Raw genomic sequence first — 17,577 nt, 5'->3', positions numbered from 1 at the left:
CCTCGGCAAAAGCTGCTGCGTGAGGGCGGCCTTCGGCAAGGTAATCCCCATAAAGGGCAGTCCCCTCATCGGCCGTGATGACGCTTTGCGTTCAAGGGTCACGACCAGGTCCTCGACCCGTCAGCTTTCGATATCCGCGCATATCCGATGAGAGCTGTCATTTGTTCGTCCGTATGCGTGACAATTTCGATTTGGCCGCACCAAAGCCTGTAGATTGTCACATAACCCGTCTTGCAAAGTAAGCTCCGCAAACGGTTATCTCCATTATTTTTGTAACATAAGGAGCGCCGATGCCTCGCCGCATGATTTTGACGGATGCCGAACGGCAGAACTTTCTCGCCCTGCCCACCGACGACGACACCCTGATCCGCCATTGGAGCCTCAACGATGGAGACCATCGCCTTCTCGAAACGCGCCGGCGAGACGATACTCGCCTTGGCCTGGTGCTTCAGCTTTGTGCGCTCCGTTATCCTGGCCGTCTCATCCAGCGTGGGGAGGTCATCCCGAAAAGCTCACTCACCTTTCTGGCCGATCAGCTCCAGATCAAGCCGGAAGCTCTTGCTACCTTTGCACAGAGAGCACCCACCCGCTACGAGCAACAGGCCGCCCTTCGCCAACATTACGGGTTCAACGAACTGAGCCACCCGACGCGCGCCGACCTTTTAGCCTTTTGGAGATCGCCTCGACCAAAGACAAATTCGTCGTCGCCGCTCTGGCCGATGAGATGCGCCGCCGGCGTACCGTCACTCCCGGCATCACCGTGATCGAATGGATGGCCGGGCAGGCCCGCACCGAGGCTGAAGAAGCTCTGTTTGTCGATGTTGCCGCAAGGCTATCGCCAGACGTTATCGTCAGGATGGAGGCGTTGCTGGGTATGGGGCCACGAGTCCGACAAAGTGGGATATCCTGGTTACGCAAACCGCCCGGGAAAGCCGGAGAACGGCGATGCGGGGTTTGATCGACCGGCTTGAGGCCGTGCGGCATGTCGGCCTTTCCGGTGATGTGCTTCAGGCTGTCCCGACGCATCGTGTCAGCCGTATGGCCCAGGAGGTCGCCGCCTGACCGCTCAGAACTTCGAGCAAATGCGGCCAGGAAGCCGATACGCCTTTTCGCTTGATGATTCCGGCTTCCGGCCCCTGCCGTTCTCGATCTCATCCGACTACCGTATATCTGTGCCCCTTTAATGCTCAGGGGCCGTAGAAAGTGGAATTGAGTTCGACTTCGTCAATGATGGAGGCGCACCGTTGAAGCTTACTCCCCTCCCCCCGGTAGCCGGTCGGTCGCCTTTTTTGGGTATGGACTACGCTGCCGCAATAGCAATTGCCGGTTAATCGCGCCTCCTCCATTTGGTCAATAGGTCCAGTTCAACTCATCATAAACCTGGGTTTAGTTCGAAAATCTGTTTCAGCTAGCCTCGCCCTAAAACCTTGTCAGCTGACAAGGTTCCACCGCGGCGATTTGGTCGCGAAGTCTGGCGGATCTTCTCAGTGTCGCGTCATAGCGAACAGCCGAAAGATGTCTCGATCCGCAACAAACCTTGTCAGCTGACAAGGTTTTGGCACACCCGCTTCGGTGTGGATAATCTGCGCCCTCCTCCGCCCATGGCACGGCATCGACGCAGATCTGAGCGCATGCCTACCCGAAGGCACGGAATACTCCGCTCTGTCTCCTTCTTTAGCGTGTTCACAATGGGATCCAGCAGCTCACTGCGACCCCGGTGCGCGCTCCGGCAAAGAATCGCTAGTTCCTGATGACAAATCGCGTCGGCGGTGGACAGCATGACGTGGTTTCGCTCAGAGCCACGCTTCTTCGGATTTCAGAGATATGGGTGTGCCCCGCACCGTGGTGAAACATAATAGTATAGTTCAGCTTCGCGAACTTGCATGGCGAATCGTGATGTTGGGATTGTGTTGTATCGACTGATTATCGATATCAGCCGGCGCTGCGATTTTAGCGGAGAAGGGCGAAACGCATTTGCCGACCTTCTCGCGACTTACGAAGCTGCCAGTGGCAACGTTCGCGACCGCATGTGCTTTAATCGCCTTGCGCCCGTTTATGGGTTCACAACCTAGTCCACTGCGATCGATCATCCGCTTCTAAATGTTACCTCAACGCCCAACTCCCCGGAACACACTACCCTTGTCGATCTCTATAGCCGTTGTTCAGGCCTTAAGAACGATCTCATCATGCTCACCACTCATGGTTTTGGTCGGTCTCGAAATCAGTTACAAGCCAGGGGAGGGGAGGGCTATCGGCAGCTCCGATCGGCGCCTCAACGGACAGCCGTTCGAGAGGGAGGTCCACCGTGGGACCTCTAATGCTGCACTGGCAGTGAGAGAGTGGGATGTATAGCTTTCTCCCACTTGAAATCGCCGCAAGGATGGTCGGATCCTATCGTCCGTTCCTGGCGTGCGTGTTGGCCCGGTCAGCGTCCGATTCCAGGTCGAGATAGGTTGAGGGCCGGGTATTGCATTGTCGTTTTGCCAATCTGATGGGTCCGAAGCAGCGCAACGGCTGGGCTTTCGCTGATCAGAAAACGAGCTCATTTTCAATCCTGCGTCTAATCATCCTTGCGATCATGAATCGCTTCTCCATAACTACAAGGATGATTAGACGCGTTTGGATAAACGAGGAGGCATGACTTTCTTCGGGAAAATGCTAAGCGGCGAAGCCATGAAAATGAGCCCTCAACATGCGTTTCCGCTCATTAAGGACGGCCGGCATAGGCACGATGCTCGATCGACAAGTTCCCCACCATTTCACAGCAGTCTTGCGGCGCGCCCACTTCGCCGAGTAGCGTTGTTGTAGTAGCTCGAAGCCTGTTGCACCGACCGATGCCTCGACTGTTCCATCGCCTCCGGCAGGGGGATGCCGCGGTTGGCCGCTTCCGTCAGGTATCCGGACCGCAATCCATGCGCCGAAAACTCCGCAGGCTCCAACCCCGCCATTTCGGCACGCTGCTTGAGAATGGCATTTATGGACTGCGGATCGACTGCCCGTCTTGAGACGTTACCCCAACGCCCGATCCCGCGAAACACGCTGCCTTTGTCGATTTTTGCGGCGGCCATCCAGATGTTCAGCGCCTCCACCGGCCGCCCGGTCAAATAGACAACGTCGTCCTGTTCGCCTGTGGTCGTCTTGGTACGGCCAAGATGGATCGCAAGCGAGGGGAGGGCGGTGCCGTCCGGCATTTCGACGGGTTCTTCAGGACTCAATTGCTCGACGCGAAGCCCGGCGATCTCGCTGCGTCGACGGCCACCCGACGCAAACGCGACCATCAGAATCGCCCGATCGCGGATGTCTCGTAAATTTTCGCCGTCACAGGTCGCCAGTAGCTTGGCGAGCACGTCGCCAGTAACCGCCTTGGCGCTTTTTCGACGACGCGTCCGGGGAACCGCACGGACCGCGAGCCGGATCGCCTTTTTGAGGGCAGGGGAGGAGAATGAACCGGAAAGCCCGCGCCATTTCGTCAGCGTCGACCACGAGGCCAGTCGACGGCGCACGGTGGCCGGCGCATGCGGGCCGGTGGATTTCAGAAAACCCTGACGCCGGAGGTTGGCCGCCACATCATCAGGCATGCCGTGATCGGGATCGGTCGCACGCATCTCTGGATCCCAGAGATGATGCGCGACGAACTTCAAGAGCAAGGCTTCGGGCGTCGGCCAGGGTAGGGATTTTTTCGTCGCCGCCAATCCCCAGGCTTCGAGATAGGCGAGGTCGGAGGTCAGTGCCCGCAGCGTGTTGTCGCCCATGCCCTGGTTGACGAGATGTTTTAGCGTTTCGACATCCTGGTCGGTCAGCAGTTCGGCAAGTTCGTCACGACGATCGATCGGTAGCACCGAGGCGATCGTGTCCAGTTCGACAGCGCGCCGTTCGATGTCGGACAGGGACGTTGGTTTGCGAGATTTGGACATCAATCGATCTCGACGTGCGGCCGCCAGCGGCGAATAATCTCGACGATTTCCGGCTTGTAGGCGTCCGGATAGAAAAGTGTTTCTTCGCGGGCCAGCCAGGTAAAAATTGTCACGATGTCCTCGGCGATGTCGCGATCGACATTGGCCAGACCGGTCAGATCGAAACCGCCATGCACATCAGCATTCCACCAGGCGAGCAAAAAATTGGCGACGCGCCCACCCTGGCCGGTATCCTGGTGGGCGACGTTGAGCAACTTTTCGAGGGCGAAGCGGACGCGATCTTCCATGTTTCAGAGCCTTAGCTGAGCGTGATTTGGCACAGATTAGGTGGATTCGCGGCGTTTGTCGATCTACCATCGATAAGAGGTACTTATCGATGGTTATAACCTCAACTGGCAATCATACCATGTGAGGAACTGTAATATTCATATAGCGTTCGTTTAGAAAATCATTTACCATAAAATCAATGGCTTACGATCTCGCGAAAAACAGCATGACTGCCCTGATGCGGCCGGCTTTCGACGCCGGTGTCGCACTCACCCGGCTCGACGAGCGTGTCGCCCGTTCGCCGGTCGGCCAGGGCTGGATTGAGCGCTCCCACTTCGCCGATGCCTGTGCGTCTCTCTGGATCGGCGGCGAGCTCGTCCATCTCGAAGACCTCGTCCTCCACGACGCCACGAAAGATATCCGCACACCCACCCACGAGCTCACCATCGCCCGCGACGTGCTCCGCACCCGTCGACGAATTTCGGGGCAGTCGCCGGATTGGGCGTTGTCCGCCGACGGTATCCGAACCTTGCGACAGACGTCGGATATCAATCCTGTCGGTGTCGAGGCGGTGGAGCCGGCAGGAGTCATGCGACCCGCGGTGGCGATCGACGCGGAAGGGGAGGGGGACGATGGTGACGAAGCCGAGAATCTGCCTGGCGTTGATTACGCGGCCATCGATGCGATCCTCGCGCGCTCTGACGCGGCGATCGAACAAGCCAAAAGGCCCGGCCGGGCTCCGGCCGATCCGCTGGTCTATGATCTCGATTGGGACGAGGATGCCCGGCTCGACGAATGGCGCGGCGTGTTGCGCCAGGCCGAAAACTTGCCGGCAGTGCTGCAGGCCATCGTCGCCCTCGATGCCTGGAACGAGATTTTCGTCCTGCAACATGTGCCCTGGCTCGGCCGTTTGTTGGCCGCATCCATCCTACGGCGGGCCGACATCACGTCAGGCGCGCATCTCGCTGCGATCAACCTTGGCCTCAAAACCATTCCAGTCGGCCGGCGCCGGCATCGCGATCGCGAAACCCGGCTGCTCGCCATCGCCCACGGGCTGATCGCGGCTGCGGAGATCGGCGTGAAGGAGCATGACCGACTGGTGCTAGCGAGAACGATGTTCGAACGAAAACTCGAGGGACGACGAACGTCGTCAAAACTGCCGGAGCTGGTCGAGCTCGTCATGGCAAAGCCATTGGTGTCGGCCGGGATGGTGGCCAAGACACTCCAGGTCACGCCGCAGGCGGCGCGGCGGATTGTTTTGGAACTCGGGCTCCGCGAGATGACCGGGAGGGGGAGGTTTCGGGCATGGGGTCTACTGTGACTTGTAGTGAAAAGTAACATGAGGAACGTATGTCGGTTCGACTTTTTTGGAAGCGTGACGAACAGAAAATTTGATTGTATTCTTCTGAGGCAACTCGCGCTTGGGTATGAAAACGCACTGTTTTCACTATTCTCCGTTAACCGTTCGATGCGTAATGTGGCAAATAAAACATCGTCGCGAGATTGTCGTCGTAACCCGAGAGTTGACTAAAAGTGGATAAAGCCAGCGTCGTCACGAAGAGCTTCGCAACCCGGGCGCGGACCATAGACCATCTTGGGCGAGAGCAGATTGCTGACGCCCCAACAGCAGTCTCCGAGCTTTGGAAGAATTCTTGGGACGCCTACGCGCGGACTGTGAAACTCCACGTATTCAACGATGAGCCATCCGTCGCCGTTCTAACGGACGACGGCCACGGCATGCGGGAAGCCGACCTGTTCGGGCGGTGGCTGGTTATCGGCACCGAGAGCAAGATATCAGATACACATCCCGTTGCCTCCGCGGATCGGGGCGGGCTGCCGATCAGGGCCCGGCAGGGTCAAAAAGGTATCGGCAGGTTGTCGAGCGCGAAACTTGGATCTGTCCTCCTTCTGATCAGCAAGCACCGATCCGACAAATATGTCGCCGCCCTCCTGGACTGGCGGATGTTCGAGAATCCTTATCTGAACCTCTCCGAGGTCGCGGTCGCGACCGGCTCCTTCGACACCAAGATCGACATCTTCAACGCCTTGCCGGCGATGGTGGACGATCTGATGGGTTCAGTTCTCGCCATGGCCGACGGCTGGCGGACCACCGAACGACCGGCGCGAGCCGCGTGGAAACGCTTCGATGACGAGTGGCTTAGCGAGGAGCCGCTGCGCGCCGGTCTCCCGCCGTCCCAGCGGATCATCCAGAGCATGAAGCGCATCCCGTTTCGGCCTGAGCACCTCGAAAAATGGGACGGGCCCGGAACCGCAATGTTGGTTTTCGATCTCGACGACACCCTCAAAGCGCTTCCCTCTACAGGTGACACCGATCTTGTGAGAGCCGAGGTCATCGACCGTTTCGAGCGGACGCTCTCGAATTTCGTCGATCCGTATTCCACAGGCCGTGGTAGGCCGGACTTCGATTACTCGGTCGATGTACGGAGTCCGGGGCCGGATGGCGCGCGCGCCAAGATATTGGTCGGCGCAGAGAGAGCGATCGATCGGTCTCAAGTCCAGGACATGGAGCATCAGATCGAGGGATCGGTCGGTGACGACGGAGTGTTTCGGGGACGGCTGAAGGCGTTCGGATACTGGATTGACGGAGCAGTCGAGTTCGAACTGCCGAAAGGCTTGTACATGCCGGAACGGGCAGCGACGCGTGTCGGGCCATTCGATATCTACATCGCCTCGATGGAATTTGAACAAGCCAACTCCAGCCACGAACGAGCCGAACACATCCGCTATCTGGCGCTGGCGGAAGACTACGCCGGCTTGATGATCTATCGCGATGGTCTGCGCGTGTTGCCGTACGGACGTGAGGACAATGACTTTTTCTCGATAGAGTACAAACGCAGCAAGAACGCCGGGCGGTACTTCTGGAACCACCGCCAGATGTTCGGCCGTATAGCGCTGACGAGACACCACAATCCGAACCTCAAGGACAAGGCGGGGCGTGAAGGTTTTATCGACAACACCGCTGCGAAGACCTTCCGCGTTTTGATCGGCAACATTCTCGATCAATCGGCAAGGCGGTATTTCGGCTCCGCGTCCGATATCCGCAAGCCGCGGATAAATGCAAACAAGGCAAGCAACCGTGCGCAACGCGCCGAGGAAGACGCAAAGAAGCTTCGCGATCGAGAACGGAAATTGTTCCAGGCCGAGCTCGAGCGTGCCGAACAGAGCCTGCCACCGCTTCTCACCGAGATTAGTCGCGAGCTAAAGGGATTTGCAATCACAGAAGACGATCAGGTCGTTGCCGCTGCCGATCGTATATCCGACTGGAGGAGCTCGCTTGCCGACACCAGCATCCGGCCGCAACCGTCGGGCTCCGCTCGCTTGACCAGCCGATACCAGGCTGCGCGAAACAATGCCGACACGGTTTCCGAACTGATCTCTACGTATGAAACGAAATTCCGTAACGCCCTAGAAGAATTTCAAGCCGCGGAACCCGGCCGGCTCCTCGACAAGCAGATAAGACAATCGACCGACGCGGTTCGTCATCAAGTCGAGCAATTTCAATCGAGCATTGTCGGGCTGCAGCGTGAGCAATACGATCTCGTCCGTACCTTAGCGCAGGCCAGGATTGCGGATTTCGGGAAAGATGCAGACGCTATTGTCGCAAGGGTTTCGGCAAAGCTGGTCGACGTCGGCTCGGCTATTGGTCTTCTGGCTCAGTTGAGAGATGACTGGATTTCGGAGAACCGGCAAATCTTTGGCATATACGTGTCCGCGCTGGAAAACGTGAAGGCGGAGATCGACCTAGAGACGCTTGCAAGCGTTCAAAATCAAGACCTTCGAGAAGCCTCCGCCGAGCTTGATCGTCTCACCGCGCTGGCTCAACTGGGCATTGCGGTCGAGATTGCAGCGCATGATCTCCAAGAATTCGACGAAATGGCGACTGCGGGCCTGAACTCGCTGCCAGAAGACATACGAAACGCGCCGGAAGTCAGGGACATCCGACTAGGCATCGAAGGCCTAACAGATCAACTGCGTTTCCTCTCGCCGCTACGCCTGTCGGGCGATCGCCTGCAGAGATGGATTACGGGTGCGGAGATCGCCGAGTTCATCCGACAATTCTTCGCGCCGAAGCTCGCCGAGTCGGGAATACGGTTCAGGGCGACGGACGAGTTTCTGCAGATGAGGCTTTACGAGAGGCCCGCCCGCATATTCCCGGTCTTTATGAACCTGGTGAACAACAGCGTCTACTGGGTGGCGACGGTGGCGAGGCCCACGCGTGAAATCCTCTTCGACATCGTCGGCAACGAGGTCGTGATCGCCGATAGCGGACCGGGTGTTTCCGATGAGGATACCTCCCAGATATTTCGGCTGTTCTTCACACGCAAGGAGCGATCGGGCCGAGGCGTGGGGCTGTATCTGGCGAGGGCAAATCTTGCCGCTGGCGGACATTCGATCCGCTACAAGACTGTGGAAGACCCGCCAACGCTGTCGGGCGCGGCGTTTTATATCGAGTTTCGGGATGCGGATTTGGGGCCGCAGGGGGAATGATGGAAAAGAACTACGACGACCTCATCACAGAGGCGTTTATTAAGCCTATTCGCTCGGTGCTGATTGTAGACGACGACTACCCGACTCTGCACGAGATCCTGCTGGATGACCGTGTTCGCGACACGAAACACGGCCACAAGAACTGGAAGCAGAACCGTGACAAAGTTCGGAAAGTGATTGAAGAATTTCGAGCTTCGGCATCGCCGTGTCTCCTTGATATTCACGACGGTACCTCGCCAACTGAAGATACCGAGGAAGAACAAATCCACCGGCTCCATCAGACTGATCTTTTGATCTTGGATTATCAGCTGGACAAGAACAAGGCCGGCGATGGATCGAAAGCAGTCGCATATGCCCGTGCTGCGCTCGCAAACAAGCACTTCACGTTGATCCTGGTGCACACGCAGGAAGATCTGGACAGGGTTTTCCAGGAATTTTTGATTGGTCTTTCCGTTCCGCGCCACGGGCTTCCAGCGGAAACCTCTCCTCAGGAACTCCAGGATTTCATAGATGAGCACGAGGACGAACTGCTGAGTGCAGTTAAGGATAGCCAATATATCTGGACGACGAAAGCCGACAATCGCGACGACAGTGTTCTCACAAAGGCAGTTCACTCAGGAACGGCTCCATGGGGCGACCTCAAGGCACTTTTGGAAAAATCGAAGTTGCACAGAAGGGCATGGTTCGGAGCGGCAAAGTACGCCTTGCAGATATTTGAGGACAGGAACGCGGCGCGCTTCGCGAAAATTGACCTCGGCGTTTCCTACTGGGGTCAGGACGACGCGATGTTTATCAGAGGTTCGCGCGGGTTCATCGCTTTCAAGTCCAAGAACGACGGCGAGGAGCTGCTGCCTGCTGTTCAAAAGGCATTGAGTGCATGGAATCCGCGTCCGCCTCGTCTGATGTTAACGAAACTTAGGGCGGAAATGAACGAACGGGGGATCGAGGTTCAGGACGCGGCCCTCGGAGAACCCGATGTAGGCGCGATGTGGTATCGCCGAGTGCTCGAAGCCGATCAGCACGACCTTGACGCCATCGTCAATCGCACCGTTCGGAACCACGCGGAACAACTGATGGATAGACTGCTCCCCAACGTCAGTGCGTTCGCCAAAGAAATCAGACTGGTGGACAAAGGGCGTGATCCGACTGAGGTCGTCAAATCGCACTTCAAAGTCGATCTAAAGGATATGACCGTTCTCACCAAGGCACGGATGGGTCACAACGCGTTCGTGGGCAGCAAACCTGCGAGAAGCCCGCATCTGGAGCTGGGACACATACTGAAAATCGGTCAGGAGTATTGGCTTTGCCTGACTCCTGCCTGCGATATGGTGCCAAGGGTACACCGCGGGCGGCCGTGGGATCGAATGGACGGCATCAAGCGGTTCACGGCCCTTCAGCTATTGAAGAAAAAGGACAAGGATGCCATTCTGGATGCCTCTCGGGGAGGGCATATCTTCGCGAACATCCTAAACGACGACGGCACCACGGAACGGCTTGCGTTTTCCGCAGCTAGAAACGTCGGATCTTCCCCGGCCTGGATGATGATGTACGTGCGAAACGACGGCTATCTGCCAGGTGAAGACGCTCCGCATTGCGAAGTCAGTTATGTTTCGCCGCCCAAGACGAAGCGAACGAAGAACCTCCAGATGAAGCACGCGACGGCGACCGTTTGCGGAATGCTGCGGTATGAGTACGCTCTGGAAATCCAATCGCGCTTCATTACTTCGCAGTCCAGGATCGGTCTCGATTTTGTCGACGATCGCGACTCCCAGTCGCCGCTGGAGGACTGAGTCTTGGACTTCCCGCCTCCGTCCACCGCCAAACGCGCGCCTGAGCATCGCGTTAAGGTGAAAACCCCTGCAGTCGCCTCGCCGACCACGATCCCTCTTTGTGTCGACCTTTTCGCTGGCGCTGGCGGCTTCTCGCTCGGAGCCATCAAGGCCGGTTTCGAGGTGCGCGCGGCGATCGAGCATTCCAAGCACGCAGCGGCCACATACCGCAAGCAGATCCGCAATGGCAGCGGCAGGAAAGTGGCGGTCTTCGAGGAAAATATCCTCGAACTCGATCCGTTTGACGTCATGAACGAGGCAGGGTTGATCGAGGGACAATGCGACCTGCTGCTTGGTGGTCCGCCGTGTCAGGGGTTCTCATCGCATCGCCTGGGAGACACGGGGGTCGACGACCCGCGGAATGCTCTCGTGCTGCGCTATTTCGCTTTCGTGCGCGCCATTCGGCCCACGATGTTCCTGCTGGAAAACGTGCCGGGTATGCTTCAACCCAAGCATGCGGATTACCTGCAGACGTTCCTCAGCTCCGCACGCGCACAAGGCTACCAGGTTTTCGATCCCATCGTGGTCAACGCACAGAATTATGGCGTCCCGCAAAGTAGAAAACGCGTGTTCATCCTCGGATACGATCCCAAGCGGTTGGAGTTCGACTTGGCTTGGCCGCCCCGTGCCACACATGGCGATCCAGCTAAGCTCTCGCCGTCCGACGAACGACTTGCTTGGCGAACGGCCGCGGACGCCTTCGTCGGCGCTCTGGCAGGAGACCCGAACAATATTCATATGTCTCATTCCGCCGGGTTGATCGAAACGTTCAGAAGCACGCCTCCAAACGGCGGGTCCCGCCACCAATCCAACAGGGTTCTGGCGTGCCATGCGGAGCATGACGGTCATCGTGACGTCTACGGCCGGATCGATCCATCAAAACCGTCCCCCACCATGACGACCGCGTGCATTAATCCGTCAAAAGGTCGCTTCGTGCATCCGACAGAGCACCATGGGATCACGGCTCGGCAAGCCGCGCGCCTCCAGACCTTCCCGGATGATTTTGTGTTTGAGGGCGGTTTGATGGCTGCAGGAATGCAGATCGGCAACGCCGTCCCGGTTCAGCTTGCGCGCTCTCTGTGCGAGCATCTTCGGCGACAAATCGAAGAGGCGGCGCACAAAGACATGAAAACGGCGGATTCAAAGCGCCTCTAATCGCCGCCCATTTGGAGGAGAGGACATGGTCGACAAGCTCAGCCAATACGATCGCTCTCGGCTGATGGGGCGTGTTCGGTCGAAAGATACCAAGCCGGAGATGGCGGTCCGCAGATGCGCCCATCGGCTTGGTTATCGCTTTCGGCTTCACCGCAAGGACCTCCCCGGAAATCCCGACATCGTCTTTCCGGGAAAGCGGAAGGTTATCTTCGTTCATGGATGCCTGTGGCATTTGCATGACTGCAAGCGCGCGCGAATACCTCAATCGAACATCGAATTCTGGGAAGCAAAACTTCGACGTAACGCCGAGCGTGACGCTCGCGCCATCGAGGATCTTCAAAAGGACGGCTGGTCCGTCCTTGTTATTTGGGAGTGCGAAGCGCGCAGCGATGAGAGTATCGCTGAACAGCTACAAGGTTTCCTGTGACGCAGAGTGCTGATGCGGTATATGTCGCTTTTCTGTAGTTTAGAGGAGGCGCACCGATGGATGCAAACTTGCCGGACGGCATCTATCCTCTCATCGACAAGCGCTTGCCGCTGGCGGAATTGGTGATGATCGAGGTTCCTCTAGATCTAGAGACACTGCTCCGTACGCAAGCGGCTGCAAATGGAACCGATCTCATTCGTGGGGAGCCGGTGGAGCTCACCTGCCGGACAGCGGCGTACGGCGATGCCACCTTTCTCGTATACTGGCCGCACGAGCAAGATAGGCTGCATATGCTTACGCTGAAGCGTTTCAAAACTGGAACTGCCTGATTCTTAGTTAGCTGATCGTGAGGGTCCAGCAAGAGTTGGCTACATCGGGCAGCTACCACGATCGATCCCTGAGCCCGTATTGCGCGCCTGTCAGCCACGCCTAAGCGGGTTGGCTGAACCCGTCAGATTGTAGTAATAAGAATCCCCGGTCCCTTGCGTGAAGCCGTTCACGTCGAACCTTGCCGGCTCGAGATACCAGACTTCATTGACCGGCAGGAGTGCGCTCACGATCGCTGCGGCGGTTGCCTGAATCTTGTTTCCGGTGAGTCCGAGTTCGAAGTTTAGGCCACCCTTTACATACCATTGCTGGTGCCGGCTCCACAAAATCCTAAGGACGGCCTCCAGATCCACCGCGTCGGCCGCCACGATCTCGCCTGCACGGCACTCTTCTAAAGCCACGGTCGCGGCCATCTCGGCCACTTTCGCGCGCGCTGTATCCGCTTGATCGACCATGATTTCCACGACATCGTATTCACGTTGTTCGATAAGCCGAAGTATGCGTTCGTGCTTTGCGGAGGCGAATGCGCAGAGGCCTCGACTCCGGGTCCCGTCTGTCTCCGTCGTCAAAAGCGAATGCGACTTATACGGACCTTGTTCTCCCGTAAGGACGTGTTTTAAGGCCGCAAGGGTGTCGTGCCGGTTGTAGGAAGCGTGTGCCTCGAGGACCGCGGTAAGATCGCTTTCGCGAGGCGAGTACACACCGGCAGCAGTGTATGCCAAGGTCGACCTTGAGCCGTTCCTCACAGCATGGCGTACGACGTTGAAGAGCGCCGGCTTCGCCAGCCCGGTGATGTCGATCGCCGATTCTCCAACAATAGATGGCAAACCTCCGGTTTTGACGGCCGTGTACGAAGTCTCCTCCACCGCGATGCCCCTCGATCGCGCATGCTCAAGCATACGGTCGGCATAGCCTTGGTTCTCATATCGCACGGCAAGGACCTTCGAAGGTCTCGTTCGTTCCAGCAATCGCTCGAACGAAACGGCTGTGCGCTCCTCGAAGCCGAGACCAACCACCAGTGTATCAGTATGCGCCGGCAGATCACTGCGGGTCAATCTCGATACTTTGGGAATCGCAATCGGCGATTTTTCGAAGCTCGGCGCGCGGGAGCTCGTCGTGGTCGGCGCGCCGTGCTCGAGTAGCATCAGCTGCACAGGTTGCGACCGTTCAAATTTCCGCGGTTTGGCTTCCACCACTTCCTCAACGTGGACGCCGGGCTCGTCGAATTCTTGCTTCGCCAAGTTTTTGACGAGAAGTTCTCTGCCTTGGGCCGGATGCACGAGCCATTCTTGCAACCCGTCACCGGATAACTCGAAGCGGTCTCGTTCCGACAAACCGATAAAGTTCACGAGACCGTATATCTTTCGGTACGTCAGCTGAAACTGTTGCGTGGGGTTGGAATCCCGGGTTTTCGTCCGCGGGGCGGCCCCGGTGAAAACGAAGACCCCGGCGTCTACCAGATCGCGCAGCCTCTTCATCTGCTCTTCCACATCGCCGGAAGTGATGCGTATGTAGATCGAGTTGTACTGCCTGAGCCTTTTCGAGGCTGGGTCTTTGCCGGACTGCATGAGAAGCTGATACGACGCTTCGGCGAAGCTCATGGCAACAGCCTTTAGGTCACTGCCGCGGCGATCCAGGTGGTATAGGTAACGCGCGCAGAAATCCTGAAACGCGTCATTCTGGATTTGCGGCGGAACAGGCAGCGCCTTGCCGCGTCGTGCCAGGATCTGCTGATAAATTTGAATCACGCTCCCGATGTCTCCGACACAGACACCCGCAAGGGCGCTTAGGCCCCAATACTTGCGATCGGTCGAGGTCGGCTGTGACGACACGATAGTTCTCGCGATCGACTCAAGATCGATATCGCCAAGCACATCCCTCGGTTCCGCGCTGGGATGCCCGGAGTAAAGTTTTGCTCTGGCCCTAAGCACGTTATTGATGAAAGCCTTGCCCCCGCCTGGACGTTTCAGGGTCTCGTAAACTTCAGCACCGAGATCGAACGTCTGGAAGTCTCGGCCAGCGGACGCAGGGTGGAGTTGGCCCGGTGATTTTAGCGTGAGAAAAATCGTTTGCGCTTCCGACGTGAGTTTGAATGCGCAGACCGGGTGCTGGAAGATAAGAGCCGAGAGGAGTTCTTCGATCTTGCTGCTGTCAAGATAGCGGGTTGATACATCGTCGAGAAGAAATAGAACTTGGGAGTCCTGCCAGATAGGCGACGACTTCCGGACGGCTTCGGCGAGATGCGGAAACGCGGTCGCCGACGTCGTCGCGAGCTCGAACAGACTATCGCTTCGGCTCATGCGGACTAGCAGGTCAATAAAGTACCTCTCGAGTTGCTCGATTGTCGCCGGCGCCGCAACCGGGATCGCCGGCGAGATTACATCCGCGACCGCCTTGGCAATTGTCGACGGCGCGTCGGGAGCGACCGACGCGCCGTCCAAATCAGAAAGATGTGCTATCGCTCGAGCGGCCGCGGCCGCGTAAGCGACTAAGAGCCGGGCATTGAGCATCGCAGCCGAAGGCTCCTTTGCACTGCTTCCGACAGGGATGAGGCGCTGCGCAGAAACAAACAGCCCGACATATCCGTCACCAGATATTCGCTTGAGCGCGTGCGCGTCCGTCTCCTGCACACGCAATGTGGCTCGGGCGTGGAACTGTACGGAATGGAGAAGCATCGTCTTGCCACAACCGCGCATGCCGGTCATGACAAGAGGCCCCGGCGCACTCACACGCTTAATCCAATTGCCATCTGGATCGACGAGCAGCTCCGGCACGTACCAAGCATCCATCGTCTGAGCGTTGAAGGATTCCTCAAAGCGGCGAAGCACCAGATTGTTGCGCCAGGGTCGCCAGGGCTGCGCAACCTGATGATACTCGTCGCTGATCAGCCGGACCATATCCTCCGCCGACGGCGGGCGTTGGTTTTCAATGGCTCCCGTGAGCGACTGAGCGATCGACAACAGCTTCAAGGCTATCCGCTTTTCGAGGTCGGCGGTGTTGTCGCCGCCTTCCAAAAGTTGGAATGCCATTTTCGTGATGTGGTCGACTATCCAGTGGAGGTCGCCGACATAGCCGCCTCCCGAACGTCGGTCTTCGGCAACCGATCCCAGGTCGATCGCCATAGCGCGAATTGCGGGCTCTATCGCGTCACCTCGTCGCCAAGAAGCCTTCGGAAGGCGTTGGACCACAATGTTTGCGGCATGAAGGTCGTTGTGGTTTTTGAGTCGGACCTCGAATTCCTCTCGCATTCGGAACAGGTCGCAAGCTATCTGCGCGGCTTCCGACGCGCTCAGGGGTTCCGATCCGTTCAGGTAGGCTTGCAACGGCTCACCGTCGAGATACTGCAATTCGGCGACGTGGCACGGTATCGAAAGGTCGCCGAAGGTAATGTCAGCTTCGAACAGGTCTTCAACGCCGACGATGAATTCGGAGCCTTCCGCCACCTCGGAGTGACGCGCTACCTCATCTTCAAACGATTTATTGAAGTGGCTGTACATCGCCTTTGGTGAGACTTTTAACACTCTTTGCGCGCGCACCGCGCCCTGTCGCTTTGCGACAAACGCTGCGCCGTAGAAGCCGCGTCCAAGCGATCGCTGGACCTCGAACTTGCCGATCGACTTTGGAACATCGAATAGAGGAAATCCATAAGCGTAGCCGCAATCCGGGCAGCGATCCGTCAGCGCTTTGAGTTCCTGGTCCGGCTTGGGGCAATTGAAGCAGCAGTAACGTCCGAGTTCAGACAATTTCTTCTCCGGTCAAATTGGGATAGGCGATGCCGTTCCGTCCTGTGTTGAGAGGAGTACCAAGCTGGGTTTGTATGCGAATCGGACTGATCGCCTGGGTCTGGCCTCTCATGATTAAAGACCCGCGCGTCCGAAGCAATTGCACTATTCCCTCGAGTGAAGATGTTCGACCACGTGACGTACGCACTCAAAGTGATTGTGCTATAGTCCATCAATTGACCCATGACGGAATCAACTCTCAAACTCGCCCCAGACCTAAAGATACTCCCTCCAGAAATCGATGTCGTCAGCCTCAATCAGACCATTGTCCTTAGCTTCTAGATAATCCTTGCCTTCATCACTTTCGATGAACCGATCCAGCGCTCGCAAAGCCTTATCAAGCCTTTTCAGCTTTGGCCCTGACCACAAGACATCGTGACCAATATCGGCATCTATGAGCTTCTTCTGAACAGCAGTCTCAAATTCCTGTCGGTCGTTGTTCCAATCAATCCGCGATGCTTTACCGTAATGATCCATAAGAATGTGGATTTTCACGATGTAGGCTACGTCCGGTAGCGTGGCTCTGACGTCATCCATCAAGCTATCAAATTCCTCTTCTGGATCGTTGTCGCCTGCGTCCTTCAATATCGCCTTGACGGCAACCGCGTCCTTCGCGTCCTTAAGCTTTTCGATCAGCGCATCTCTCTCACCGACAAGCTTCTCAAGACCTTCGATCTCGTCCTTCTGGGCCTCTATCTCGTCAAGCGCCTTTTGATATTCTTCGGCTGCCACCTTTGTGGCCGCGGGCAACTTATCTATTAACTTCTTGATGGCCCTGCTGAACTCGGCCTTCTTGCTCTCCCAAACGTGATCATCGCGCGGCTCAAGGGAGATTTGAGTCTTCCTCACTGCTTTTCTCAGATCGATGATCCCGGGTGTTTTCTGGATGTCCCAAGCTTGAACCAGTCCCAATGTTTTCGTCACCTCCGAAAACGAGACGGGCGGTACGACAATCGGCAACGTGCGATTTGACAACGCCCACGATGCTCCGAGCTCCATAAGGCAGAACGCGCTTTCCATGTACGACGGTGTCATTAACAGGAGGACTAGTTCAGGCTCTTGAATCTCATCCTTCATGTACTTGTTGAAGTCCTCGGTCATCGGCACACCATGGCCTTCTATGCTCGAGCAGAAGATCTCGTCGTGCGGAATGCCAATGGCCTCCTTCAAGAAATCAGTAAAAAGTTTCGCCAGCTTTTTGTCGGCAACTGCGTGACTTATGAAAATAGCGGTCATGTGATGTTCTCGTAAGTGTTTTAGGGCATCGAGGCTCTTTCTCGCCCAGCTATTCCGATCATCGAGCCGGTCTTGATTTGCAATTCGATGTCAACGTCATGCTCTACTCTTGTGTCGAGCCGGCCCAAGCT

At 57.1% G+C, this 17,577-nt stretch carries 10 protein-coding genes and 1 pseudogene; 7 read left to right on the top strand and 4 right to left on the bottom strand.

Features of this window, described 5'->3' with window-relative positions; genetic code table 11:
- Nucleotides 1-290: 290 nt before the first annotated feature.
- Nucleotides 291-1,106, top strand: a pseudogene (locus O8B93_RS21815) (DUF4158 domain-containing protein); the annotation flags it as partial.
- A 1,653-nt stretch (nt 1,107-2,759) separates the two neighbouring features.
- Here O8B93_RS21815 and O8B93_RS21810 read toward each other — a convergent pair.
- Both O8B93_RS21810 and O8B93_RS21805 read right to left on the bottom strand, forming a co-directional pair.
- Nucleotides 2,760-3,914, bottom strand: a complete 1,155-nt coding sequence (locus O8B93_RS21810) for a site-specific integrase (protein WP_269711973.1) — start codon at nt 3,912-3,914, stop codon at nt 2,760-2,762.
- Entirely contained in the window at nt 3,914-4,201 is a 288-nt protein-coding gene (locus O8B93_RS21805; RefSeq protein ID WP_269711971.1) for a DUF7673 family protein, read from the bottom strand. The genes O8B93_RS21810 and O8B93_RS21805 overlap by 1 nt, the downstream gene beginning before the upstream one ends.
- A 170-nt stretch (nt 4,202-4,371) precedes the next feature.
- On the opposite strand from O8B93_RS21805, the gene O8B93_RS21800 reads away from it, so the two are divergent.
- From O8B93_RS21800 to O8B93_RS21775, 6 genes are all read left to right on the top strand, one after another.
- The gene (locus O8B93_RS21800) at nt 4,372-5,502 is read left to right on the top strand and encodes an RHE_PE00001 family protein (RefSeq protein WP_269712057.1); all 1,131 of its coding nucleotides are present in this window, start codon (nt 4,372-4,374) and stop codon (nt 5,500-5,502) included.
- Between the two features lie 212 nt (nt 5,503-5,714).
- Nucleotides 5,715-8,690 carry a sensor histidine kinase gene (locus O8B93_RS21795; RefSeq protein WP_269711970.1) on the top strand — a complete coding sequence of 992 codons (2,976 nt, stop codon included), beginning with the start codon at nt 5,715-5,717 and terminating at the stop codon, nt 8,688-8,690.
- Nucleotides 8,690-10,480, top strand: coding sequence for a response regulator receiver domain (locus O8B93_RS21790; RefSeq protein ID WP_269711968.1), 1,791 nt, complete (start codon nt 8,690-8,692; stop codon nt 10,478-10,480). Before O8B93_RS21795 ends, O8B93_RS21790 begins: the two co-directional genes overlap by 1 nt.
- 3 nt (nt 10,481-10,483) lie before the next feature.
- Nucleotides 10,484-11,674 carry a DNA cytosine methyltransferase gene (locus O8B93_RS21785; protein WP_269711966.1) on the top strand — a complete coding sequence of 397 codons (1,191 nt, stop codon included), beginning with the start codon at nt 10,484-10,486 and terminating at the stop codon, nt 11,672-11,674.
- Between the two features lie 25 nt (nt 11,675-11,699).
- Complete coding sequence (locus O8B93_RS21780; protein WP_269711965.1) at nt 11,700-12,101, top strand: very short patch repair endonuclease; 402 nt, start codon at nt 11,700-11,702, stop codon at nt 12,099-12,101.
- 56 nt (nt 12,102-12,157) lie between these two features.
- Nucleotides 12,158-12,430, top strand: coding sequence for a hypothetical protein (locus O8B93_RS21775; RefSeq protein WP_269711963.1), 273 nt, complete (start codon nt 12,158-12,160; stop codon nt 12,428-12,430).
- A gap of 90 nt (nt 12,431-12,520) precedes the next feature.
- Here O8B93_RS21775 and O8B93_RS21770 read toward each other — a convergent pair whose 3' ends face one another.
- Both O8B93_RS21770 and O8B93_RS21765 read right to left on the bottom strand, forming a co-directional pair.
- A complete protein-coding gene (locus tag O8B93_RS21770) occupies nt 12,521-16,171 on the bottom strand; it encodes an ORC-CDC6 family AAA ATPase (RefSeq protein WP_269711962.1) in 3,651 nt (1,216 codons plus the stop codon).
- Nucleotides 16,172-16,426: 255 nt separating this feature from the next.
- Complete coding sequence (locus tag O8B93_RS21765; protein WP_269711961.1) at nt 16,427-17,446, bottom strand: TIR domain-containing protein; 1,020 nt, start codon at nt 17,444-17,446, stop codon at nt 16,427-16,429.
- Nucleotides 17,447-17,577 lie beyond the last annotated feature (131 nt).

Source organism: Martinezella rhizogenes (assembly GCF_027460065.1).
Lineage (GTDB): Bacteria > Pseudomonadota > Alphaproteobacteria > Rhizobiales > Rhizobiaceae > Agrobacterium > Agrobacterium rhizogenes_C.
This window is presented reverse-complemented; position numbering and strand designations above follow the sequence as displayed.

What these genes read in the sequence shown, in the direction of transcription:
- O8B93_RS21765 (WP_269711961.1), bottom strand. Translation starts at nt 17,446, where the DNA reads ATGACCGCTATTTTCATAAGTCACGCAGTTGCCGACAAAAAGCTGGCG.
- O8B93_RS21780 (WP_269711965.1), top strand. Translation starts at nt 11,700, where the DNA reads ATGGTCGACAAGCTCAGCCAATACGATCGCTCTCGGCTGATGGGGCGT.
- O8B93_RS21790 (WP_269711968.1), top strand. Translation starts at nt 8,690, where the DNA reads ATGGAAAAGAACTACGACGACCTCATCACAGAGGCGTTTATTAAGCCT.
- O8B93_RS21775 (WP_269711963.1), top strand. Translation starts at nt 12,158, where the DNA reads ATGGATGCAAACTTGCCGGACGGCATCTATCCTCTCATCGACAAGCGC.
- O8B93_RS21810 (WP_269711973.1), bottom strand. Translation starts at nt 3,914, where the DNA reads ATGTCCAAATCTCGCAAACCAACGTCCCTGTCCGACATCGAACGGCGC.
- O8B93_RS21805 (WP_269711971.1), bottom strand. Translation starts at nt 4,201, where the DNA reads ATGGAAGATCGCGTCCGCTTCGCCCTCGAAAAGTTGCTCAACGTCGCC.